The sequence below is a fragment of the Bradyrhizobium sp. R2.2-H genome (genome assembly GCF_004346455.1).
GTDB classification, from domain to species: Bacteria; Pseudomonadota; Alphaproteobacteria; order Rhizobiales; family Xanthobacteraceae; genus Bradyrhizobium; species Bradyrhizobium diversitatis.
Map to the genome: position 1 here is coordinate 42,140 of NZ_SMBR01000003.1, position 21,699 is coordinate 63,838.

27 protein-coding genes and 1 pseudogene are annotated in these 21,699 nt (G+C 64.6%); 14 read left to right on the top strand and 14 right to left on the bottom strand.

Annotated features, from left to right (window positions below):
- Window positions 1-22: 22 nt before the first annotated feature.
- Together EDE08_RS07785 and EDE08_RS07790 are read left to right on the top strand one after the other, a co-directional pair.
- Window positions 23-280, top strand: a complete 258-nt coding sequence (locus EDE08_RS07785; protein ID WP_024338019.1) for a hypothetical protein — start codon at window positions 23-25, stop codon at window positions 278-280.
- Window positions 281-403: 123 nt separating this feature from the next.
- A complete protein-coding gene (locus EDE08_RS07790) occupies window positions 404-1,495 on the top strand; it encodes a TRAP transporter substrate-binding protein (protein WP_131868379.1) in 1,092 nt (363 codons plus the stop codon).
- A 173-nt stretch (window positions 1,496-1,668) separates the two neighbouring features.
- On the opposite strand, the gene EDE08_RS07795 is transcribed toward EDE08_RS07790, so the two are convergent.
- The 6 genes from EDE08_RS07795 to EDE08_RS07820 all read right to left on the bottom strand — a co-directional run bounded on the left by EDE08_RS07795 (window position 1,669) and on the right by EDE08_RS07820 (window position 6,869).
- Complete coding sequence (locus EDE08_RS07795) at window positions 1,669-2,451, bottom strand: ABC transporter ATP-binding protein (RefSeq protein ID WP_131868380.1); 783 nt, start codon at window positions 2,449-2,451, stop codon at window positions 1,669-1,671.
- On the bottom strand, window positions 2,439-3,494 hold the full coding sequence (locus EDE08_RS07800) for a dihydrodipicolinate synthase family protein (RefSeq protein ID WP_131868381.1): 1,056 nt from the start codon (window positions 3,492-3,494) through the stop codon (window positions 2,439-2,441). The genes EDE08_RS07795 and EDE08_RS07800 overlap by 13 nt, the downstream gene beginning before the upstream one ends.
- A gap of 6 nt (window positions 3,495-3,500) precedes the next feature.
- Window positions 3,501-4,322 (bottom strand): GNAT family N-acetyltransferase, encoded by an 822-nt coding sequence (locus EDE08_RS07805; RefSeq protein WP_131868382.1) that lies wholly within the window; start codon window positions 4,320-4,322, stop codon window positions 3,501-3,503.
- On the bottom strand, window positions 4,309-5,346 hold the full coding sequence (locus tag EDE08_RS07810; RefSeq protein ID WP_131868383.1) for an NAD-dependent epimerase/dehydratase family protein: 1,038 nt from the start codon (window positions 5,344-5,346) through the stop codon (window positions 4,309-4,311). Before EDE08_RS07810 ends, EDE08_RS07805 begins: the two co-directional genes overlap by 14 nt.
- Before the next feature lie 20 nt (window positions 5,347-5,366).
- Window positions 5,367-6,137, bottom strand: a complete 771-nt coding sequence (locus EDE08_RS07815) for an ABC transporter permease (RefSeq protein WP_061876625.1) — start codon at window positions 6,135-6,137, stop codon at window positions 5,367-5,369.
- Between the two features lie 84 nt (window positions 6,138-6,221).
- Window positions 6,222-6,869, bottom strand: coding sequence for a TetR/AcrR family transcriptional regulator (locus EDE08_RS07820; protein ID WP_131868384.1), 648 nt, complete (start codon window positions 6,867-6,869; stop codon window positions 6,222-6,224).
- 100 nt (window positions 6,870-6,969) lie between these two features.
- Between EDE08_RS07820 and EDE08_RS07825 the strand changes: the two genes are divergently transcribed.
- On the top strand, window positions 6,970-7,986 hold the full coding sequence (locus EDE08_RS07825) for an ABC transporter substrate-binding protein (protein WP_131868385.1): 1,017 nt from the start codon (window positions 6,970-6,972) through the stop codon (window positions 7,984-7,986).
- Window positions 7,987-8,008: 22 nt separating this feature from the next.
- Here EDE08_RS07825 and panB read toward each other — a convergent pair whose 3' ends face one another.
- Complete coding sequence (panB, locus tag EDE08_RS07830) at window positions 8,009-8,830, bottom strand: 3-methyl-2-oxobutanoate hydroxymethyltransferase (RefSeq protein ID WP_131868386.1); 822 nt, start codon at window positions 8,828-8,830, stop codon at window positions 8,009-8,011.
- Between the two features lie 432 nt (window positions 8,831-9,262).
- On the opposite strand from panB, the gene minC reads away from it, so the two are divergent.
- The 4 genes from minC to EDE08_RS38250 all read left to right on the top strand — a co-directional run bounded on the left by minC (window position 9,263) and on the right by EDE08_RS38250 (window position 11,445).
- The gene (gene minC / locus EDE08_RS07835; protein WP_131868387.1) at window positions 9,263-9,961 is read left to right on the top strand and encodes a septum site-determining protein MinC; all 699 of its coding nucleotides are present in this window, start codon (window positions 9,263-9,265) and stop codon (window positions 9,959-9,961) included.
- Between the two features lie 21 nt (window positions 9,962-9,982).
- Complete coding sequence (gene minD / locus EDE08_RS07840; RefSeq protein WP_061876558.1) at window positions 9,983-10,798, top strand: septum site-determining protein MinD; 816 nt, start codon at window positions 9,983-9,985, stop codon at window positions 10,796-10,798.
- Window positions 10,795-11,076, top strand: coding sequence for a cell division topological specificity factor MinE (gene minE / locus EDE08_RS07845; protein WP_035703963.1), 282 nt, complete (start codon window positions 10,795-10,797; stop codon window positions 11,074-11,076). Before minD ends, minE begins: the two co-directional genes overlap by 4 nt.
- 183 nt (window positions 11,077-11,259) lie before the next feature.
- On the top strand, window positions 11,260-11,445 hold the full coding sequence (locus EDE08_RS38250; protein ID WP_035676245.1) for a hypothetical protein: 186 nt from the start codon (window positions 11,260-11,262) through the stop codon (window positions 11,443-11,445).
- A gap of 485 nt (window positions 11,446-11,930) precedes the next feature.
- Here EDE08_RS38250 and EDE08_RS07860 read toward each other — a convergent pair whose 3' ends face one another.
- Window positions 11,931-12,323, bottom strand: a complete 393-nt coding sequence (locus EDE08_RS07860; RefSeq protein WP_131868390.1) for a hypothetical protein — start codon at window positions 12,321-12,323, stop codon at window positions 11,931-11,933.
- Window positions 12,324-12,449: 126 nt separating this feature from the next.
- Between EDE08_RS07860 and EDE08_RS07865 the strand changes: the two genes are divergently transcribed.
- Entirely contained in the window at window positions 12,450-13,235 is a 786-nt protein-coding gene (locus tag EDE08_RS07865; protein WP_131868391.1) for an SDR family NAD(P)-dependent oxidoreductase, read from the top strand.
- Window positions 13,236-13,347: 112 nt separating this feature from the next.
- Here EDE08_RS07865 and EDE08_RS07870 read toward each other — a convergent pair whose 3' ends face one another.
- Together EDE08_RS07870 and EDE08_RS07875 are read right to left on the bottom strand one after the other, a co-directional pair.
- Entirely contained in the window at window positions 13,348-13,578 is a 231-nt protein-coding gene (locus tag EDE08_RS07870) for a DUF6894 family protein (protein WP_061021818.1), read from the bottom strand.
- 354 nt (window positions 13,579-13,932) lie between these two features.
- Window positions 13,933-15,009: a hypothetical protein gene (locus tag EDE08_RS07875; protein WP_131868392.1), complete on the bottom strand. Its 1,077-nt coding sequence runs from the start codon at window positions 15,007-15,009 to the stop codon at window positions 13,933-13,935.
- A 344-nt stretch (window positions 15,010-15,353) separates the two neighbouring features.
- Between EDE08_RS07875 and EDE08_RS07880 the strand changes: the two genes are divergently transcribed.
- Window positions 15,354-15,950 (top strand): L,D-transpeptidase, encoded by a 597-nt coding sequence (locus tag EDE08_RS07880; RefSeq protein WP_165935844.1) that lies wholly within the window; start codon window positions 15,354-15,356, stop codon window positions 15,948-15,950.
- Window positions 15,951-15,998: 48 nt separating this feature from the next.
- On the opposite strand, the gene EDE08_RS07885 is transcribed toward EDE08_RS07880, so the two are convergent.
- Together EDE08_RS07885 and EDE08_RS07890 are read right to left on the bottom strand one after the other, a co-directional pair.
- Window positions 15,999-16,430, bottom strand: coding sequence for a COG4315 family predicted lipoprotein (locus EDE08_RS07885; RefSeq protein ID WP_131868394.1), 432 nt, complete (start codon window positions 16,428-16,430; stop codon window positions 15,999-16,001).
- Between the two features lie 117 nt (window positions 16,431-16,547).
- Entirely contained in the window at window positions 16,548-17,012 is a 465-nt protein-coding gene (locus EDE08_RS07890) for a MarR family winged helix-turn-helix transcriptional regulator (protein WP_061876627.1), read from the bottom strand.
- A gap of 95 nt (window positions 17,013-17,107) precedes the next feature.
- Here EDE08_RS07890 and EDE08_RS07895 point away from each other — a divergent pair, with 95 nt between their 5' ends.
- From EDE08_RS07895 to EDE08_RS07910, 4 genes are all read left to right on the top strand, one after another.
- Window positions 17,108-19,030: an FAD-binding monooxygenase gene (locus tag EDE08_RS07895; RefSeq protein WP_165935843.1), complete on the top strand. Its 1,923-nt coding sequence runs from the start codon at window positions 17,108-17,110 to the stop codon at window positions 19,028-19,030.
- A gap of 183 nt (window positions 19,031-19,213) precedes the next feature.
- Window positions 19,214-19,495 (top strand): hypothetical protein, encoded by a 282-nt coding sequence (locus EDE08_RS07900; RefSeq protein WP_131868396.1) that lies wholly within the window; start codon window positions 19,214-19,216, stop codon window positions 19,493-19,495.
- A 126-nt stretch (window positions 19,496-19,621) separates the two neighbouring features.
- Window positions 19,622-19,828, top strand: coding sequence for a hypothetical protein (locus EDE08_RS07905; protein WP_028179791.1), 207 nt, complete (start codon window positions 19,622-19,624; stop codon window positions 19,826-19,828).
- 73 nt (window positions 19,829-19,901) lie between these two features.
- A complete protein-coding gene (locus EDE08_RS07910; RefSeq protein ID WP_131868398.1) occupies window positions 19,902-20,222 on the top strand; it encodes a hypothetical protein in 321 nt (106 codons plus the stop codon).
- Between the two features lie 22 nt (window positions 20,223-20,244).
- Here EDE08_RS07910 and EDE08_RS07915 read toward each other — a convergent pair whose 3' ends face one another.
- Both EDE08_RS07915 and EDE08_RS07920 read right to left on the bottom strand, forming a co-directional pair.
- Window positions 20,245-20,589 (bottom strand): DMT family transporter, encoded by a 345-nt coding sequence (locus EDE08_RS07915; RefSeq protein ID WP_131868399.1) that lies wholly within the window; start codon window positions 20,587-20,589, stop codon window positions 20,245-20,247.
- A 173-nt stretch (window positions 20,590-20,762) separates the two neighbouring features.
- Window positions 20,763-20,921, bottom strand: a pseudogene (locus tag EDE08_RS07920) (O-methyltransferase); the annotation flags it as partial.
- A gap of 127 nt (window positions 20,922-21,048) precedes the next feature.
- Here EDE08_RS07920 and EDE08_RS07925 point away from each other — a divergent pair.
- Window positions 21,049-21,690, top strand: a complete 642-nt coding sequence (locus EDE08_RS07925) for an FMN-binding negative transcriptional regulator (RefSeq protein WP_131868400.1) — start codon at window positions 21,049-21,051, stop codon at window positions 21,688-21,690.
- The last annotated feature ends 9 nt before the right edge of the window (window positions 21,691-21,699 follow it).

The window sequence follows — 21,699 nt, forward strand, 5'->3', positions numbered from 1 at the left end:
CGTCCTCGCCCAGAAGCAGCCCATGAGTGATCCATCAAGTTCCGAAACCCCGCTGCGCACGACGTTCAAGATCAAGCTGAACGGTGACACGTTGGCGATCGCGACCGTCGGTCAGGCCTACCAATTCCTGACCAACTTCAAGTCGGTCGAGTGGATGGAATTTCGCTCCCTGCACGAGGATGCAGTCGCAGCCCTGGAAGGTGCCGCCGGTAACGCTATGCTGGCGGTGCAGGCGACCAACGCCGTGCGCGCGCTGTTCGTCAGCGCCAAGCTGCTCTGAGAGCTCCGTACGGGCCTTCTCCTCGCAACTTGAACTCCGCTATAGGAACGGGCAAACGGTCCGCTAAGACCGTCGTCACAAAGCCCATATGTTCGAAATCTACTTCCAGGGAGAGTCCACATCATGAAACGCCGTACATTCCTCCAGGGCGGCGCGGTCGCCGGCGCGACGACGCTGGTTGCTGCACCTGCGATCGCGCAGAGCGCGCCCGAGATCAAATGGCGCCTGACCTCGAGCTTTCCGAGATCGCTCGACACCATCTACGGCACGGCGCAGACCTTCGCGAAATACGTCGCTGAGGCCACCGACAACAAATTCCAGATCCAGACCTTCTCGGCGGGCGAGCTCGTGCCCGGCCTCCAGGCGCTGGATGCCGTCAGCACCGCATCGGTGGAGATGGCGCAGACGCCGCTCTATTTCTACATCGGCAAGGAGCCGGCGCTGGCCTATGCCACCGGTGCGCCGTTCGGCATGAACCATCGCCATCAGGAGTCGTGGTGGCACTTCGGTGGCGGCGCCGACCTCACCAACGAGGCGCTCAAGCCTTTCAAGGCGCACGCCATCCTGTGCGGCAATTCCGGCACCCAGATGGGCGGCTGGTTCCGCAAGGAGATCAAGACCGTCGACGATCTCAAGGGTCTCAAATTCCGCATCGCCGGCATGGGCGGCCACGTGCTGGCAAAGCTCGGGGTCGTCCCGCAGCAGATCGCGGGCGGCGATATCTATCCGGCGCTGGAGAAGGGCACGATCGACGCGGTCGAGTTCGTCGGTCCCTATGACGACGAGAAGCTCGGCTTCTACAAGGTCGCCAAATATTACTACTTCCCCGGCTGGTGGGAAGGCGGCGCCATGCTGCACATGATCGTCAATGACGAAAAGTGGAATTCGCTGCCCAAGCAATACCAGGCGATTGTCAACCAGGCAGGCGCGGCGGCCGGCGCCTGGATGCTCGAGAAGTACGACAGCGTCAATCCGGCCGCGCTGAAGCGGCTGATCGCGAGCGGCACGGAGCTGAAAGCGTTCCCGCAGCCGGTGCTGGAGGCCTGCTACAACGCGACCCAGGACCATCTGAACGAGCTTGCCGCCAAGAGCGATCTGTTCAAGCGGACCAAGGAGAGCCACGACGCGTATATGAAGGAGCTGCTCTTCTACACGCAGATCGCGGAGAACTTCTACGACAACTATCTGCTCAGCAAGATGCGCAACAAGAGCTGAGAGAACGGGGCACGGTGTTCACGCCGTGCACCGTCATTCCGGGGCGCGCCTCTTGGCGCGAGCCCGGAATCCATTTCACCGCGTGTTTTGCTGCCCGATGGATTCTCGGATGCGCAACTGCGCATCGCAGGTCGCGACTTCCTTGCGCCCCGGAATGACAGCGGACCGGCTGTTTACGCCGTCCCTAAGCCCAGCTTCGCATAGATCCGCCTTGCATAGGCGCCGAACGCGTCCGTCGTCTTCAGCGGAAGGTTGCGCGGGAAGGGCAGGTCGATCGCGAAATAGTCGGCCATCTTCGCCGGGCCCGCCGTCAGCACGGCGCAGTGCGAGGACAGGAACACGGCTTCCTGGATCGAATGCGTGACGAAGATGATGGTCTTGCCGCTCTCGCGCCAGATCCGCAGCATCTCCAGATTCATCTGCTCGCGCGTCAGCGCATCCAGTGCGCCGAACGGCTCGTCCATCAGGATCAGTTTCGGATCGTGGATGAAGGCGCGCGCGATCGCCGTGCGCTGCTGCATGCCGCCGGACAATTGTTGCGGATATTTCTGCTCGTAGCCGGAGAGCCCGACGAGATTGAGAAGGTCGCGCGCCCGCTCGCGCGCGGCCTTCATCGGCAGGCCGACGATCTCGGCCGGCAGCAGCACGTTGTCCAGGATGGTCCGCCATTTCAGCAGCAGGGCCTGCTGGAACACCATGCCGATATCGCGGGTCGGATCGAATGGACTCGTGGCATTGCCTATCGTCACGGTGCCGCCATCGGCGCCATGCAGGCCCGCCAGGATCTTCATCACCGTCGTCTTGCCGCAGCCGGACGGGCCGACCAGCGAGACGAGCTCACCTTCCTGCACGTCCATGGTGACGTCGGACACCGCCAGAAACTCGGTGCCGCCGCTGCGATAGACCTTTCGGACGCCTTGCAGGCTGATGAACGGGTCTGAGCTCATGCCAGCCATTTGTCCAAATTCGCGGCGACGAAGGCATCGTCGCTGAGGTCGGCGTGCTCGCGGCAGACGCGATCGATCTCCTCCTTCTGGCCGGGGCTGAGGCCCTCGTCGGGGTCGAGGCACCACAAACCTTTCATCAGGCCCTGGCGCCGCAGCACCTCGTGGCAGCCGGCGATACAGCCGTGGAAATTGTTGGCGACGTCGAAGAAGGCGCTGTTGCTGTCGGTGACGCGGGCATCGAGCGCCAGCAGGTCGGCGGGCACGGTGTCCTTGTGCCGCGCCGCCTTGCAGCGCTCGAACTGCTGGATGGCGCTCGCGGTCCAGACCGACCAGTGGCCGAGCAGGCCGCCCTTGAAATAGGTGCGCGTGGTGACGCCCTTGTCGCGGAGATCGAACGGCAGCATCAGGTCGAGCAGGATGTGGTCGTCATTGCCGGTGTAGAGCGCGACGCGGTCGAGCGCGCCGGCGGCCGCGACGCCGCGCAGAACATCGAGGGTACGGTAGCGGTTGAACGGTGCGATCTTGATCGCAATGACGTTGTCTATCGAGGCGAAGCGCTGCCAGAACCGGCTCGACAGGATGACGCCGCCCACGGCCGGCTGAAGGTAGAAGCCGACCAGCGGAATTTCGGCGGCCACGGCCGTGCAGTGCGCGATGATCTCGTCCTCGGAGGCGCTCTTCATCGCGGCGAGGCTGAGCAAGCCCGCATGATAGCCGATGTCGCGTGCGGTGCGGGCCTCGGCGATCGCCTGGCTGGTTGGGCCGGCGAGGCCCGCGACCAACGCCAGCGGCCGCTGGGTCCAGTGTGCTGCGGTCTCCGCGGCGAGCTCGAGCACAGGACGGTAGAGGCCGACGTCGCGGATCGCGAATTGCGTGGTGTGCACACCTACGGCAAGACCGCCCGAGCCGGCGTCGATGTAATAGCGCGTCAGCGCACGCTGATGAATCTTGTCGAGCTGTCGCTCGGCGGTGAGCGCGAGGGGATGCGCCGGCAGCACGGTGCCGTCGGCGATCAGCTTGCGGACGTCGCTGTTGATCTGGCTGTGGTGCATGATGTCCTATCCGAATTCGGGGCCGGCGACGGCGAATGGCATTTCCCCGGCCATGGCGGTGGCGGGGCCGAGACGCATCCGCTGGAAGGGGCGTTCGATGGTCCAGCCGGACGCTGTCAATCCGTCCAGGAACGTTCCTTGCGACGCGACGGCGTCGAGCAGGAGCGGTCCGTCCTGCGACCGCGCGATCGCGTCGACCAGGGTCAGCGCGGCTGCGGTGTGATCGGCGCACAACGGGCCGATATGGCACGCGGCTCGGCCGTCCCGCACCAGCGCGATGGCGCCGTTCGCGGTGACGATGCGCGAGCCAGGCCGCCGCGCGAACGCCGAGAGAAGGGCGGTGCGGTCGAGGCCGGTCGCGCGCCGGTCCCGATCGCAAAGCGCGTCGAGCGTTGCGGTTGACGGCGCTTGCCCGGATGCGGACGTGGATTTCACCAGCTTCAGCCGGCGCAATTGCGAGGTCGGGGTGAAGCCGAGCGGGCCGTAGACCTTGGCGCCGTCGGGGGTCGCATCGAGCCAGCACGTCAGCCCGTCCCTGCGCGCCGCTTCGAGGCAGGCATCGACGAGCTGCGTGGCAAGACCGCGGCGGCGATGGCTTGCCGTCACCAGCACCATGCTGACCCATGCATTGTTGCCGGAATAGGGCAGCAGCGCCGCAGTCGCGACCAGTCGCGCGCCGTCGCGGATGCCGAACACGACTCCGTCGCGCAGGAAGATGCGCCAGTCCGCTTCGGTCTGGTTCCAGTGCGCTTCCGTCGAGAGCGCCAGCCCGGCGATCGCATCCTGCTCGCTGAGCTTGATGACGGCCGGGCCGTCAGTAGCGGCCATCGCGCACCTCGTATTTGGTGGGCTTGCCGAGGCTCGGCATGGCGCGAGAGACCCAATCCGCGGTCCAGGCGATCAGTTGCTCGGTGTCAACGACGGGCAGGCCGAAGAGTTCGACCGCTTTCGACGTGTCGGTCAGCCAGGCCGTCGGCTCTTCCTTGCCCGTCAGCACCGGCGCGCGGCCGAACCTTGCGCCGAACTTCGCCGCGAGATCGCGCACTGCGAGGATCTCGTGGCCGCTGACGTTGATCGGGGAGGTCGGCGCCGTGCAATGCGCCAGACAGCGCAGCGCCTGGGACGACGCATCGCCCTGCCAGATGAAGTTGACATGGCCGAGGCTGACGTCGATCGGCGTGCCCGTCAGCACTTTCGTCGCGATGTCGTGCAGCACGCCATAGCGCATGTCGATCGCGTAGTTGAGGCGGAAAAGGCGCCCCGGCGTGCCGAACTGGTGCGAGAAATATTCGAACATGCGCTCGCGGCCGACGCAGGACTGGGCGTATTCGCCGGGCGGGTTCGGCGCCATGTCCTCGCTCGAGCCTTTGCCATCGACCGGAACGAACGGATAGATGCAGCCGGTCGAGAACGCCACGATGCGCGAGGAGGGGAAAGCCTGCGCGACCAGCGCCGGGACGTGCGCGTTCATCGCCCAGGTCAGCGACAGATCGCCCTCGGCGCCGAACTTGCGGCCGGCCATGAAGACGATGTTCGGCGCCTTGGGCAGCGCTGCAATCGCCTTCTCGTCCATGAGGTCGCAGTTGATCGTTTCGACCCCGCGCGCGTGCAGCCAGTCCTTCACGCCGGCGTCGCTGAAGCGGGCGACGCCGATGATACGGCGATCCGGCGCGGCGGTCTTCGCAAGTCCTGCCAGCGTCGGGCCCATCTTGCCGGCGACGCCGAGGATCATGATGTCGCCCTCGACCTTCTTGAGATCGTCGATCAGGTCCTGGCTCGGCCGGCACAGGAGATCATCGAGCGCGGCGATGTCAGGGATGGTCTTCGGCAGCGTCTGGCGGGTGAGCAGCATGGATACGTCGTCCTTGGTCTTCAGGTCTGCCTGGCGTCGCCGACGACGAACATGCGTTCGAGGGCGAGCACCAGGCCGTAGAGAGCGACACCAAGCAGCGTCAGCAGCACGACCGCCATCACCATCGCGGGCGTGTCGAGCGAGGACTGCACCTGGATCATGAGGTAGCCGAGCCCGCGCTCGGAGGCGATGAACTCGCCGACGATGGCGCCGGCGACCGCGAGGATGGCGCCGACCTTCATCCCGGAGAAAATGTAGGGCAGCGATCCCGGCAGCTGGATCTTGCGGAACAGAGTCCAGCGCGAGCCGCGTAGCGATTTGACGAGATCGAGCAGGTCCGGCTCGACTTCGCGCAGGCCGCGCGCGGTGGTGAGCAGGATCGGGAAGAAGCAGATGCTGAAGGCGATCAGGATGTTCGGCACGATGCCGTAGGAGAACCAGACGATGAAGAGCGGGCCGAGCGCCACTTTCGGAATCATGTTCAGCGTGACGAACAGCGGCAGCAGCACGAGGCTGAGCAGCGGTGCCCAGCTGAAGATCACGGCGAGCGCCACGCCGACGAAGGCGCCGAGCGCGAAGCCGCCGAGGATCTCGACCGCCGTCACCAGCGTGTTGGCGCCCCAGGCATAGCCTGTGGTCCCCAACGTCTGAATTGTCGCAAGCGGGGAGGGCAGGATGAATTTCGGGACCTGGAAGGCATCGACCGCGACTTGCCACAGCACGAGCACGGCGAGGTGCACGATCAGGATGATCGCAAAGCTGCGCGAGGTGCGTGCCCCGTCTCCTGCCACCGCCTGCTCCCTGTTGCCGACAGCCACCCTGCCGCGGGTCGCGAGCCTAGCCGGACTCGAGGGAAGTTTCAACCAGTTGGTTGATTAGGGCCGGAGCGACTGGAGCACGAGGTCGGCGACGTGCCGGCGGCGGGCGCGCCGCTGGGCCCGGCTCGACAGGTCCTTGCCGAAGATCGCCGACAGCGTCTGCGTGTTGGAGAAGAAGAAATAGCTGAGGCCCGCAATGGAGATGTAGAGCTGGACGGGATCGATCCCCTTGCGGAATACGCCAGATCGCACCCCCTCGTTGAGGATGTGGGAGACGCTTTTGACGAGCGGCGAGTGCATCGCCTCCAGCCGGGTCGAGCCGCGGACATGACGGGCGCCGCCGCGGTTCTCGTCGTTCAGAAGCACGATGAAATCAGGGTTTGCCGCCAGGTGATCGAACGACGCCTCGATCAGCTTGCGGATCGCCTTCTCTGGCGCCAGGCCTTCGAGATTGAGCCTGCGCTCCTGCTCGCGGATGTCCTCATAGACCCATTCGAGCACGGCGAGGTAGAGCGCGTCCTTGTCGCCGAAATAGTGGTAGACGAGCTGCTTGTTGACGCCGGCGCGCTCGGCGATCTCGTCGACGCGGGCGCCCGCAAAGCCGTGCCGGGCGAATTCCTGGCGCGCCGCGGTCAGGAGTTTCCTGCGGGTGGCGACGGGGTCGCGGCGCTGCGGCACGGTGTCGCCAGATCGTTTTGCGGGCATTTCCAACCAAACAGTTGACAAGTGGAGGGCGGGCTTGTTGCATTGGTATCCTCACAAGGGGAGAGCGACAAGCCGGGTCGCGGCAACGAGGAGAGATGCGATGAAGCGTTTGCAGGCGGCGGGTTTGGCCCTGGTGTTGGCTCTGGCGCTCGGTGCGACGGCGATGCCCGCGCATGCGGGAGAGGCCGTCAATCTGATCCTGAACTGGACGCCGACGGCCGACCACTCGCCGTATTATTACGCCAAGGCGCAGGGCTGGTACGAGAAGGCGGGCATCGACCTCACCATCGAGACCGGCAAGGGCTCAGGCGTCTCCGCGGCCAAGGTCGGCTCCGGCGGCTCGCCCTTCGGCGTCGCCGATCTCGCCACCATGCTGGTGGCCAAGAGCAAGGGCGCCGACACGGTCGCGGTGATGAGCGTCTATGCCAACACCGGCCAGACCTTCTACTGGCTGAAGAGCTATGGCGTGAACGGGGTGAAGGATTTCGCCGGGCACAAGATCGGCAACCCGCCCGGCGATGCCTCGCGCGTGATGTGGCCGGCCTTCGCCAAGGCGGCGGGGCTTGCGCCCGATTCCGTCGGCTTCGTCAATGTCGGACCGACCGCCAAGATCGCGGCACTGAAGAGCCACACCGTCGATATCATCAGCGACTTCTACAACGAGCACGACCTGAAGGTGATCGAGTTCGGCGGCGATCTCGGCTACGTCAACTGGAAGGACATCGGGCTCAACCCTTACGGCAATTCCCTGATCGTCAACGGCGCCTACTTGCAGAAGAACCCGAAGGTCGTCGAAGATTTCGTGCGCGTCACGCAGAAAGCCTTCGCGGCCTGCGTCGCCGACGTGGCCCCGTGCCTGAACGCGCTGCTCGAGCAGGTCTCGGGGCTCGACCGGGCCAACCAGGAACGGCAGTGGGAGCGCATCAAGTTCCTGATGACCGACGAATTCACGACCACCAAGGGTCTCGGCTGGATCGACGGCGAGCGGATGAAGAAGGACTACGAGCTGGTCAACACCTATCTCGGCATGGAGAAGCCGTTCGACGTGACGACGGCGTTCACAACGAAGATGCTGGATCCGAACGTCAAGATGGATGCGAGCAAGGTGAAGAAGTGAGCGGCGCTTGCTGCCAGCTGCGTCAGCCCTTCTTCATGTCGTAGACGTGTTCCGGTCCGGGAAAGGCACGCGACCGCACGTCTGCGGCATACCGTTCGACCGCCGCTTCGATGGCCGGACCGAGATCGCCGTAGCGCCGAACGAATTTAGGCGTTCGTGGCGAGAGCCCAAGCATGTCCTCGAGCACGAGCACTTGGCCGTCGCAGGCCGCGCTCGCGCCGATCCCGATGGTGGGGATCGCGATCGTTTCCGTGATCTTGCGCGCTAACGGCTCGGCCACGGCTTCAACGACGACTGAGAACGCACCGGCATCGGCGACCGCCTTCGCATCGTCCTCGATCGGCCCCCAGTCGATCTCGTCGCGCCCCTGGGCGCGAAACGAACCGAGCGTGTTGATGGATTGCGGCGTAAGGCCGATATGACCCATCACCGGGATGCCACGCCCGGACAGGAATGCAATCGTCTCCGCCATGCGGACGCCACCTTCAAGCTTCACCGCGCCGCATTGCGTTTCCTTCATGATCCGTACCGCGGAGTTGAACGCTTGCTCTCTGGAAGCTTCATACGATCCGAACGGCATATCGACCACGACCAGCGCCCGCCTGGATCCCCGCATCACCGCAGCGCCTTGAAGGATCATCATGTCGAGCGTGACCGGCACTGTCGTCTCGAAGCCGTGCATGACGTTACCAAGGGAATCGCCGACCAGAATGACGTCGCAATGCTGATCCACCAGCGCTGCCGTGTGCGCATGATAGGAGGTCAGCATGACGACCGGCTCGCCTTGCTTGCGGGCCCGGATGTCCGGGGCTGTCTTGCGTCTGATGGAGGACTGAATTGACATGATCGGCTCCGTCTGCGGGACGCGCATCGAAACCAGATGGCACGACCGTGTCAATCCGGGTGAGCGGTCCTGCAATCACATGGATGACGCGACATGCGAGGGAAGCGGGCGTGCGCCGTCTCCACGGTCGCTTTCGCGTGACTGCTGCACTCATAGTTCAAGCGAGCGCGCCTGACTTTCACCTTTGTGGCCCAGCGTAGCGTTCCTGACGGTGCGCTGCAGAGCCGGGGCCCGGGCTCATGCTGGCGGTGAGCGTGACCGGCTTGGGCGCGTCATACGCAGCAGAGTTTTGCGTCGCAGCGCGTGTGCGGACACGACAGCGGCGGTCCAACCAGTTCACGTCCCCACGTAATGGCACGGAGACATTAACCGACCGTTAACCATATCCGCCGCATCGTTAACCATTCAATAACAGGGAACGAGTCGGCCGCTATGGAGGCTGCAGCAAAAGTCCAACGTCAAATGGTGCGCCTGCGCGGGCGCTCCTACGTGGCGTTCGTGTTCACGCCGACGGTTCCGGTCCAGGACTGGCTGCATGAGATCGACGCCACCATCGCGCGGTCGCCGGGCTTCTTTGCCGGCCGGCCCGTGGTGATCGACCTGTCGTCGGTCGATCTCAGCCAGGCCGGCATCGGCCATCTGCTCACCAGCCTTCAGGACCGCAACATTCGCGTGCTCGGCATCGAAGGGGTGGAGGAGGGCCGGTTGACCCCCATGATGCCGCCGCTCCTGTCGGGCGGGCGCAGCTGCGTGGTCGAGCCGAGCGCGCCGAAGAAGGCCGAGGTGAAGGTCGAGACCAAGCCGACCTCGTTGCTGCTCGAAAACCCCGTGCGCTCGGGCCAGACCGTGATCTTCCCGGAAGGCGACGTCACCATTCTCGGCTCGGTCGGCTCCGGCGCCGAGGTCGTTGCCGGCGGCTCCATCCACGTCTACGGCGCGCTGCGCGGCCGCGCCATGGCGGGCGTGAACGGTCACACCAGCGCGCGCATCTATTGTCAGAGGATCGAGGCTGAACTGCTTGCAATTGACGGGTTTTACCAGACAGCGGACGACATCGACGCCGCCTTGCGCGGCAAGCCGGCGCAGGCCTGGCTACAGGGGAATACCATGCGAATTACAGCACTGAACTGACCAGCAAAGGAGACATTTCAGATGAGTAAGGTACTGGTCGTGACATCAGGCAAGGGCGGGGTCGGCAAGACCACGACGACCGCCGCGCTGGGAGCAGCGCTCGCGCAACGCGGCGACAAGGTCGTGGTCGTCGATTTCGACGTCGGCCTGCGCAATCTCGACCTCGTGATGGGCGCCGAACGCCGCGTGGTGTTCGATCTCATCAACGTGGTGCAGGGCGTTGCGAAGCTGCCGCAGGCGCTGATCCGCGACAAGCGGCTGGAGAATCTCTGGCTGCTGCCGGCATCGCAAACCCGCGACAAGGACGCGTTGACGGAAGAGGGCGTCGGCAAGGTCATCGACGATCTGCGCAGCCGCTTCGACTGGGTGATCTGCGACAGCCCGGCCGGCATCGAGCGCGGCGCCTCCATGGCGATGCGCTTTGCCGACGAGGCCGTGATCGTCACCAATCCGGAAGTCTCCTCGGTGCGCGATTCCGACCGCATCATCGGCATGCTCGATTCCAAGACGGTGCGGGCCGAGAAGGGCGAGCGTGTCGAGAAGCACATCCTCATCACCCGCTACGATCCCTCGCGTGCTGCGCGCGGCGAGATGCTGACCATCGACGATATCCTCGAGATCCTTGCTACGCCCTTGCTCGGCATCATCCCCGAGAGCCAGGACGTGTTGAAGGCGTCCAACGTCGGCACGCCGGTGACCTTGTCGAACGCGGATGGAGCGCCGGCGCGGGCCTATATGGACGCGGCCAAGCGCCTCTGCGGCGAGAACGTGACGATGCATGTTCCTGCCGAGCGCAGAGGTCTGATGGATCGCCTGCTGCGACGGAGGGCTGCATGAGCATGGGTCTGCTTCGACTTCTCCGCGGTAAGAAGGCCTCGGCACCCGTCGCGCGCGAACGGCTGCAGATCCTGCTTGCCCATGAGCGCGGAATGCGTGGCCAGCCGGATCTGCTCGGCGTGCTGCGTGAGGAAATTCTCGCCGTCGTGTCAAAGCACGTCACGCTGGATCCGACCAAGGTCATCGTCCGGCTCGAGCGCGGCGACGAGGTTTCGACCCTGGAGGTCGACATCGAGGTGCCCAACGATTTCGAGCGCAAGAAGGTGGCTGTCGCGTAAGGGGGCGCGGCCGCGGATTTCCGTTTGGGGTGGGTGAGGAGGCGGTCCGCCGGGCATGGCGGGCCGCCTTCCTGTTTGGCTCACATCGACGGGGCGGAACGAGCTCGGGGCCTCGATCGTTGTGAGACACCCGCGGTGGCAGTTGTGCGCTGCACCGCAGTTCCCTCAAGCGGGAGAGCGCCCATGATGTCCGAGGTCCAGGTTCATACCGTTGCCCGGCAGATGCTCGAACAGCACGGTCTTGCTGCGATTGCGAAGGCCGCCGAGCAGGCCCAGGCCTGCGAGGGTCGCGGCGAGACCGACGAGGCCAGGGAATGGCGTCACATCGTGGACGCCATGAAGATCATGCGCGGCCCGCATCAGAGCTGACATTCGTAAGCGCGAGCGCCTTCAACGCTCCCCACGATCGCTGCCTTGCGGCGACGTGCGGTTCTGTGTCTGCGGCTGCCCGCGCTCGCCTGTCGCTTTGCAGGGGAGTGGCTCCCACGAGCCGTCCGGCGCCTGCTGATAGGCACTGCATGAGGACGGGGTGGAATTTTCCTCGCCTTTCTGGGCGTCGGCATTCCTCGCTTGTGCGGGCGCGATCAGCACCGTGGCCGCCGCAATCGCGCCGGCGAAAACGAAATGGATACTCCGCATGAGGACCTCCTGTTCGAATTCGAAGAGGTCGCATGCTTTCGAGAATTGTGACGATTTTGGGCCGGATCAGCGGTTCCGTCGCGAAGTGCTTAATGCGGCAAAAGCCGGGGCTGGCTAAAGCGCGATGCGATTAGGATGAATCGTCATCGCGCTTCAGGTTGTTGTTTAAGCATGATCTTCTCGGAAAACCGCTGCGCACTTTTCCGGATCATGCTTTAGCCGCCCTTGCTGCGGATCAGGCCGGCGAGGTTGGTCTTTTGGGCTTCGCACCAGCCGGGCATGCCGAGCCGGCGCTGGTCCAGGTCGGTGGCCTGGGTCGCGATCGCGACCTCGGCCATCAAATCATCGTCCTGCTTCTCGCCCATCTTGCCGCCGGTGTGCATCCAGGCGATCGCTTTGCGCACTTTCTCGGTGGTGCCGTCGGGCAGGTGCATCTGTTGCGCTCTCTGCACGAGGTCCTGATAGACGAGGTCCGTGTTGGGGCACTCGACCTTGGCGGCGAAGGCCTGCAAGACCATCGTCACATAGGTCGACCGCGGCGGCGCGTCGCCAGCCTGGACCGGCGCAGCTAGCAGCAACAGGCCCGTCATCAGAAAACCGATGCGCATCCCTGGAACCTCCTCCGTTTTTTGGGAGGCTAGCGCCCGGCGCGCCGCTCCGCAATGGCGCGCAGCGCAATTGTCGTCGGTCCACGCGGTGGGCTACCCTGCCGCTCCCCAGCCTCGGAGCACGACATGAGCCTGTTCAGCACGCCGTTCGATCCCGCACGCGACACCGCGCTCGTCACCGGCGCAGGCAATGGTATCGGCCGCGCGATCGCGCTAGGCTTGGTCGGTGAGGGCGTGCGGACCTTGTTTGCGGATGTGAGCGCGGAGCGGGTACATGCCGCGATCAGCGCCAGTGAGCATTCCGCTCTGGCCGTGCCCTGGGTCGGCGATCTCGCCAGGCTCGATGCCTGCGACGAACTGCTCGCTGCCGCACACGTAGCGCTGGGCGAGGTCACCCATTTCGTCCATAGCGCTTCGCCGCCGCGACGAGAGGCCGATCATGCCCTCGCGGTCGATCGCAGGACCTGGCAGGAGATGCATGCCGTCAATCTCGATGCCGGTTTTCACCTCGGGCGTGAACTCGCAAAACGACTGATCGCGGCGAAACGACCGGGCTCGTTCTTGTTTCTGACATCGCTGCATGCGGGCACCCCGCGCAACCTCGCGCATTATTCGACGGCGAAGGCGGCCATGGCGATGCTGGTGAAGGAGCTCGCGAAGACGTTCGGTCGTCACCACATCCGCGTCAACGCACTGGTGCCCGGCGCGATCGCGGCCGGCGGATTCGTTGCGGATCCCGCACTGGCGCGGCACATTCCGCTCGGGCGTCTCGGCGAGGCCAACGACCTCGTGCCGATGGCGCTCACGGTGCTGTCGAACAAGCTCTCCGCCTACGTCACCGGCGCGGCCTTCGTCGTCGACGGTGGATTGTCGCTGACGAACTGGTTCGAGCCGCCGACGCTTGAAGAATAAAGTTCGTTCCGATTCCATCGGAACGAACCTTGGCGTCTTTGTTTGACGCGTTTCTCGACGCGAACTGGCATCCGCTTCGCTTGAAAACGCTGTGCTTAGCAAAGTGCTGTGCTTAGCGCTGCCAGGCCGGTACCGGATCGAGCGGCGTGCGATAGAGCTCGTTGTGATCGCGATCGGTGACCCGCACCGCGCAACCCTTCTGCTGCAGCTCCGGCTTCACCTGTGACAGCTCGCATGCCAGTTGATCGGCGCGATCGGAGGCAACCTCGATGTCTTCGAGGATGATTCCCCCCTGGTTCTTGAACTCTCCACCAACCACGAGATCGAAATAGTAGTAGGGCATCTGAATTCCCCGTGTGACGATCTGAGCTTCAGTGCAAGTCTCAACACATCATCGGATGATACCACTGAGTCGATAGTTACCGAATGAACAGGCCGCGCAATCTCTGAGCTTATGGCGCAGAAATGATGTGCAGCCTGTGAGCGCGTTAACATTTTATTAAATATGTCCGGGCGACCATGAGGCATGGAATCGCAGCAGAACCGGGCTCCGGGAACCGGCAGCTGCACGAGAAGGCCGGCGGCATAGATCCCGACGGCCTTTTCTCTTGATCGGAAGACGTGCAAGGCATCGCTTCCCGTAGTAGCCCGGACTCAACGCATTACATCGACTCGGACAGCGTGCGCGAGATAGCGACTAACGCAGCGGCATTGGCGGGCGCACGATAGGTCCATCGTCATCGGCAACGGCTTGCGTCGTCGTGGCCGGCGCAGCTGGCGGCGGGACCGCGGCGGCCTGCGATGGCGGCGGCGGAGGTGCGAGCGGTGCGGGCGAGGAGGCCGGCATGTAGTTCCGCGCCACGGCCGGCTTGGGCTTGCGAACCGGAGGCGCGGCGGGCCGCGGCGGAAGCGCAGCGGCGCGTGCGCGCGGATCGACCGGTGGCTTCGCTTCGGCTGCCGGCTTCGGTGCCGGCGGCTTCGCCATCTCACGCGCCATCTGCTCCTGCCCGGCCTTCAGCTCGGCGATGCTGGCCTTGAGCTGCTCGATCTGCTGCGCCATCGCGGTGAGATCGCGCGTCATCGATTGCACCGACTGCGTTGAGTCGACAGGCGGTGTCGGGGCAGGCGCGACTGCGGCAATTTGAGCGGCGGGCGGCGGCGCAGATGGGTTGGCCGATTGATCTGCCGTGGCTTCCACTGCGGCCGGTGGGGCCGGCGCGGCGGCGACCGGAGCGGTCTGCGACGTCGCAGGTAGCCACGAGGTCACCGGCAGCAACGAAGTCAGTGCCGGCGTCCATTCGGCCAACATTTGCGTTGCCGTGTCGCCGTGCGTCTCCCAGGCGATGCTGGCGGCCACGCTGGCGCCGGCAAACAGGAACGCGACGGACGCACCGCGCAGCCACTTGCCGACCCAGGATCGCTTTTGCCTGACAGGAACGTCGCTGGACGTGACGCGGACATCCGTGTCGACGAACGGTGCCGCGGCGGGCTTTCCGTAGACGACGTTGATGGTGGGCTCGGGCGCACGTGCCGGCTCCGGCGTGAACTTCGGCTCCAAAGTGAGCTTGGGCTCCGGAGTGAGCTTGGCCTCCGGGGTGAACCTGGGCTCCGGGCGCGGCGCGATCTCCGGCGCCAGCGCAGGAGACGCGCTTGTGGACCGCGAGGCCAGCACGATCTCGGGAGAGATCTGAACCGCGTCGTGGGGGTCGTTGTCCTTGACCGTGTCCTTCACGATCTCATCGACGATTTGCTTGGCATTCAGCGTCGCGAGCATCGCAACTCCTTTGAAGCCTGGTGTTTGAAGCCTGGGTCGTCCGCATTGGCGCGGCGCCGATCGGTTGAGGTGAGCCCATCCCGAGCCCCGTGCCTCACGAGTCCAGCCGGGTTTGACCAAAGCAAGGCGAGGGGATGGAGATGATGCGACGGTCCTCCGCCGTTTGTGGTGATGGAACCCGGTTGATCGAACACGCGCACGTGTTCCTCTCCCGCCTTGTTTTCAGCACGGTTTTGGCGATATGTGGCGGTGCTGGGGGTGCTGCTATCCGCTATCGGGGGCCGGCGGTGCCAAAATCTCTACTCGTTTTGTTCGTTGCAGCATTGTTGCCGCTAGGCGGCTGCATGCAGACGACACTCTCGCCATCGACGGATGCGAGCATGACGCCGCGCGACCGTCAGTTGCTCGCGCATACGCCTTACGCTCAGGCGAAGGTGCCTGAGCAATATCTCCGCCATATCGTGGATTATCACCGCAAGGAACAGCCGGGCACGATCCTGGTCGATACCGATGCGCGCTATCTCTATTACGTTCTCCCCGAGGGCAAGGCGATCCGTTACGGCGTTGCGGTCGGCGAGGAAGCCATGGCGTTCTCCGGCGTCGCGCGGGTCGGCCGCCTGGCGGAATGGCCGGACTGGGTTCCGACGGCGGACATCCAGGCGCGGCTGGGCCCGTATCCGGCACGCGTTCCAGGCGGTCCCGCCAATCCGCTCGGCGCGCGGGGCATCTATCTGTATGTCGGCAATAAGGACACGCTCTACCGCATCCATGGCACCAACCAGCCCGAATACATCGGCCAGGCGATCTCGTCCGGCTGCATCCGGATGCGCAATGAGGACGTCATCGATCTCTACGACCGGGTAAAGCTCAATTCGACGGTCGTGGTGCTGCCGCCCGGGCAGAACGCGCAGGCCGAGACGGGTATGCGCTGGCGGAGCTGAGGGCCGCGCCGTCGGCGCTGGTTTGATTTCCGCCAGCCGTTACTTGGCTTAGTTCTCAGGCCGCGCAACACGCCATTGCAGCGTCGTGGCAATGCCGTTGGCGTCGCCCGGCGCCTTGTCAGCGGGTGACGTGTAGAGCGGACGATAGCGGTAGGCCCACATCTTGCTGCCGTCGTCGCGGCTGATCACGGTGAAGTCGCCGACGGCCCTGGCGTCGGCCGTCGCGGCCAGCGGAACCCAGCTCTCGGTGCACTTACCGTTGCAATTCGAGGACTTTCCGGTGGTGTCGCGCTCGTAGATGTAAAGCGTCATGCCGTTGAGATCGACGAGCTTGGGGCCCTGTTTGGTCAGGATCACCTTCGCTGGAGCCGTCGGCGCCTCGACCTTCGGCGGAGGAGGGTCGCCGCCCCCATGGCCGCCTGCGACCGCATGACTGGTCGAGAGCGTCATGGCTGCCGCCATAACGAGGAACCTGAACATTCCGAACTCCGTCCCACAAAGTTAATCGCACGTTAAGTGCCCAATGCGGCCGAGCTTAGCAGGCGAAGGTTAGTTCCTGGTTTCGTGCGCTGCGACAAATTCGGACGTGGTTCGGAGTTAGATTTGCGCATCGCGTTGCGGGGCGCGGCTGAGCTCGTTGCCGGCGGCGATGGCCTTGCGCAGCAGTCGCATCAGTTCCTCGCCCTCCTTCGCGCTGAGGCCACCCAGCATGATGCGCTGCGCAGATTCGACGGCAGGCGTGATTTTGCGCAGCGTGCGCCGGCCTTCATCGGTGATTTGGAGCTCCCGCGCGCGGCGGTCGCGGCTGGAGGGGCGGCGCTCCGCGAGACCTTTCTGGACGAGGCGATCGATCACGCCGGTGATGGTGGTGCGATCGTAGGCGATCAATCCGGCGAGCGTCACCTGATCGAGTCCCGGATTGGCCTTGATGGTCGCGAGCGCGGCGTACTGCACCGGCGTGAGATCGAAGCCGGCGTCTTCGACTTCGGCCAGGAACACCGCGACCGCGATCTGCTGGAAGCGGCGCGCCAGATGCCCGGGCATGTCGTTGTTGTCTTTCACCGACGTCTCCGCGGGGTTTCGAGGTCGTTGACAAGTATACTGATCGTCAGCATACTGAGCAATATCCAAGCAGAAGTTTGACGGGAGAGGTGCTCATGCAATTCCATCTGAATGGATTTCAGCCGGGCGATCCCGAGATTGCCGATCCCGCCGAGCGCGTTCAGGCACCGGGCGCAACGGGCACCGTGCCTGACGAGGTCGATGTTCTCATCGTCGGCTGCGGACCTGCCGGCCTGACGCTGGCCGCCCAGCTTGCGCAGTTTCCTGACATCAAGACCTGCATCGTCGAGCAGAAGCCGGGCCGGCTGCTGGTCGGCCAGGCCGACGGCATCGCCTGCCGCACCATGGAGATGTTCCGCGCCTATGGCTTCAGCGAGCGGGTGCTGAAGGAGGCCTATTGGGTCAACGAAACGACGTTCTGGAAGCCGGATGAACTGACACCGGAGAAGATCACCCGCAGCGGCCGGGTTCAGGACGTCGAGGACGGGCTGTCGGAATTCCCGCACGTCATCCTCAACCAGGCGCGCATCCATGACTGTTTCCTCGACGTCATGCGCAGATCGCCGGCGAAGCTCGAGCCGTATTATAGCCGACGCGTGCTTGATCTCCATGTCGATCCTGCCGCCGATGCTGACGATCACGCCGTGACCGTGCGCCTCGAACGCGTCGATGCCGCGCACGAGGGCAAGGTCCAGACGATCAGGGCGCGCTACGTCGTCGGCTGCGACGGCGCACGCAGCACGGTGCGCAAATCGATCGGGCGCGAGCTGCATGGCGATTCCGCCAACCACGCCTGGGGCGTGATGGACGTGCTGGCGGTGACGGATTTCCCGGACATCCGCTTCAAGTCGCTGGTCCAGTCGGCCAGGGACGGCAGCCTGCTGATCATTCCGCGTGAAGGCGGCTACATGGTCCGCATCTATGTCGAGCTCGCTAAACTCGATGTCGGCGAGCGCGTTGCGAGCCGCAACATCACCGCCGACGACGTGATCGCCAAGGCGAGGCGGATCCTGAAGCCGCATACGCTCGAGGTGAAGGAGATCGCCTGGTGGTCGGTCTACGAGATCGGCCAGCGCCTCACCGACAGGTTCGACGACGTGCCGGACGCCGACACCGATGCGCGCCTGCCGCGCATCTTCATCGCCGGCGATGCCTGCCATACGCACAGCCCGAAGGCGGGGCAGGGCATGAACGTCTCGATGCAGGATGCCTTCAATCTCGGCTGGAAGCTCGCCGGTGTCCTCCGGAGCCGATGCGCCCCAGGTCTGCTGCATTCCTATTCGGCGGAGCGCCAGGCGGTCGCGAAAGAGCTGATCGATTTCGACCGCGAATGGGCGGGGATTCTCGCCTCGGCCGCCAAGGCTGGCGGCGTCGATGCCGCCAAAACGCAGGACTATTTCGTCAGGCATGGGCGCTATACCGCGGGCACGGCAACGCATTACAGGCCATCGGTGCTTACCGGCGCGGCTTCGCATCAGCACCTCGCGCAGGGCCTCGTCATCGGCAAGCGCTTCCATTCCGCGCCGGTGATCCGGCTGGCGGACGCCAAACCGGTCCATCTCGGCCACGCCGCGCAGGCCGACGGCCGCTTCCGCATCTACGCGTTTTCACCTGCGGAAGATCCTGCGGCTGCCGGCTCGGCCATTCGCGCGCTGTGCAGCTTCCTCACCGAGGCCCGGGAATCACCAATGCGGCGATACACGCCTGTGGGCGCCGACATCGACAGCGTGATCGACCTGCGTGCCATCTTCCAGCAGGATCATCGTCAGCTTGACGTCGCGGCGATGCCGTCGCTGCTGCTCCCGCGCAAGGGCCGCTATGGTCTGATCGACTACGAGAAGATGTTCTGCCCGGACCTCAAGGGCGGCCACGACGTTTTCGCAATGCGAGGGATCGATCGAAAGAGCGGCTGCATGGTCGTGGTGCGGCCCGACCAGTATGTCGCGAATGTACTGCCGCTCGACGACTATGCCGGGCTTGCATCGTACTTCGACCGCTTCCTGCTGAAGGTGAACTGACGCCGGCCGCACCTCGTACGATACACGACAGCTTAATGGTGAACCCGCCGGGCTTTCTTCGGTGGGCCGGTTCCCTGCGCGTACAATTTAAGAAAGTTCTTCTCGGGCAGATTTCATCGATCGTAACATGTGTACCCAAAGATGCAGGCATCCACTCGGGGCAGCGGGGCACGGGAGGATGAAATGAGTCAGAGCCAGGCGGAGACGCGCCGTCAGCAGAATGTCGCTAAGCGGTCGATGACCAAGGAGGCCCAGCAGCTGGCCAGTTTGATTGCCGGACTGCGCAAGTCCCTCGAAGCGATCCACAAGGAACGGACGAGCACAAAGCTCAGCGGCGCCGAGATGGGTTTGCTCGACGAGCGCCGCAACAACCTGCTGCTCACCATTGCAGCCCTCGATGACCGCCTTTCGGCGGTGCAGGGCCTGATCAATCTCGGCCGCCCCCACATTATCCGCGTGCATTAGCGCCGATCCGACGCAGCAGGATCGGCTCCGTCGCCGATGGTACGGAGCGGCCCATACCGCGGATGGCACCAAATTGCCACGCTCCCGGCGAATTGCGGCCAAAACCCGCTGTCACGAGAAAGCTGGGTGCAGGGCGACGCTAGGGGATGCGAATTGGCCTACAAAATGGTCGCAGAACGCGACAACGAGAAGTACAGCTTCGCCCGCGAGAGCCGGTTGGTCATCGTGGCGAAGGCAAAGGTGTGGGCGAGCGAGGGATGGCGGGTCGTCATCACCGACCAGGACGGCAAGGCCTACGCGCCGCCCGAATTCGATCAGCAGTCGGCGGCGTGATCGCGAGACAGGGCGAGGGGACGACAGTTTGACGTCGTTGTTTCGACCTTGGCGCGGCCTGACTGTGCCTCTGATGACTGTCGCAGCCGCCAGCGTGCTGACGGTGACGGATGCGGTCGCGCAAAATCTCGACGCCGGCAAATCGCCCGCGAAGCTCTTTGCTGACGGCTGCGCGACCTGCCATCGCAGCCCGCGCGGTCTCGCCAAGGGCCGCTTCAGCCTGACCCTGTCCTGGTTCCTGAAGGACCATTACGCAACCAGCATCGACTCGGCGAGGGCCCTCGCCGCCTACCTCGTGTCGGTCGATGAATCGCCGCCCCGGGGTGCGGCCAAGCCAGGCGCAAAGCCGCCTCGATCCGCGCCGCGTCAGCCCAAGCCGGTGCAGAGCCAGTAGGCGCGCCGGCATCGGGCCGGCATCAACGCACCGTGGTCTCCGAGAACAGGTTAATGACCACGACCCCGGACACGATCAGCGCGATGCCGACGAAGGCTGCGGCGTCCAGGATCTGGCGGAACAGCACGAAGGAGACGGTGGCGGTCAGGATGATGCCGACCCCGCCCCAGATCGCATAGGCGATGCTCAACGGGATGACACGGATCGCCACCGACAGCGCGTAGAACGAGGCGACGTAGAACAGCACCATCGCCACCGTCGGCCAGGGACGGGTGAACTGCGCGGACTGCTGCAGGAACGCCGACGCGGTGACCTCGAACACGATCGCGAGGGCAAGAGCCGTATAGGCGTTGAAGACGGAGCTCATGCGGAGACCAGGCCGACGATGGCTGACATATGACGGCGCATACCACGCGGGGGTGACGAGCCTGCGACAGCTCGGAGCGCGGCGCAAAGGCTCCGCGGTCGGCCCGGATGACCAAGCCGCCGCGCGATGAATCGCGCAGCGGCTCCGTGATACAGCAACGGTCGAACGTGGCTTCAATCGATCCGCACCGAAAGCTCGACGTCGTCGGCGAAGGCCGTGGACATATAGCCGTTTCCGGGCTTGCGCATGCGCGAGAGATAGTCCGGGCTGTCGTCGGCGTTGTCGGCGACGATGATCGCGCCCGGCTTGAGACGGTCTTCGAGCAGATCGAGCGTCATCCGAATCGCGGCGCTGAGGGATTGCCGGCATCAGCGTTCGAAGGTTGATTGTTATCCAGATTTCGGGGGATTATGGGTTAGCCTCGCCGTGTTCGCCATCCATTCATCGAGTCCCCGTGCCATGCACGTTCTCCGCGCCCAGTTCCACATCGAGACGCAACGCGCGCTGGAATTTGCCGCAGCTCGCGGCTTCGGCGTGATCGTGGCGGCGGACGAGCGCGGGCCGCGGGCCTCGCACGTGCCATTCGTGCTGACCGAGCGCGGCGGGAACACTGTCGTGCAGATTCACTTCACCGCCAAAAATCCGCTTGTGGCGCTGGCCGATGGCAGCAGACGATTTCTGCTGATCGTTACCGGCGACGATGCCTATGTCTCCAACGACTGGTATGCCTCACGCGACAACGTCTCGACCTGGCTTTACGAAGCGGTGCACCTGTCGGGCGTGGCCCATCTGCGCGGGCTCGACGAGAACCGCGGACACGGCGATGCGCTGCTCGCAGTCTCCGAGGCGCGCTTACCGAAAGAACCCTGGGACCTCGCGCAGATGGAGCCGGGCAAGCGCGAGAGCATGCTGGCTGCGATCCGCGTCGTCGATCTCGTGGTGGATGAGGTCGAAGGGCAGGCCAAGCTCAACCAGCACAAGAGCGATGCTGACCATGTCGCGGTCGCCGATCGACTGGCGCGGTCGGAGGAGTCGGGTCACCGGCGGCTGGCGCGCAAGATGCAGGCGCTGCGGCAGGGGCTTGGATACGAGATGCCGTAACGCTTGCCC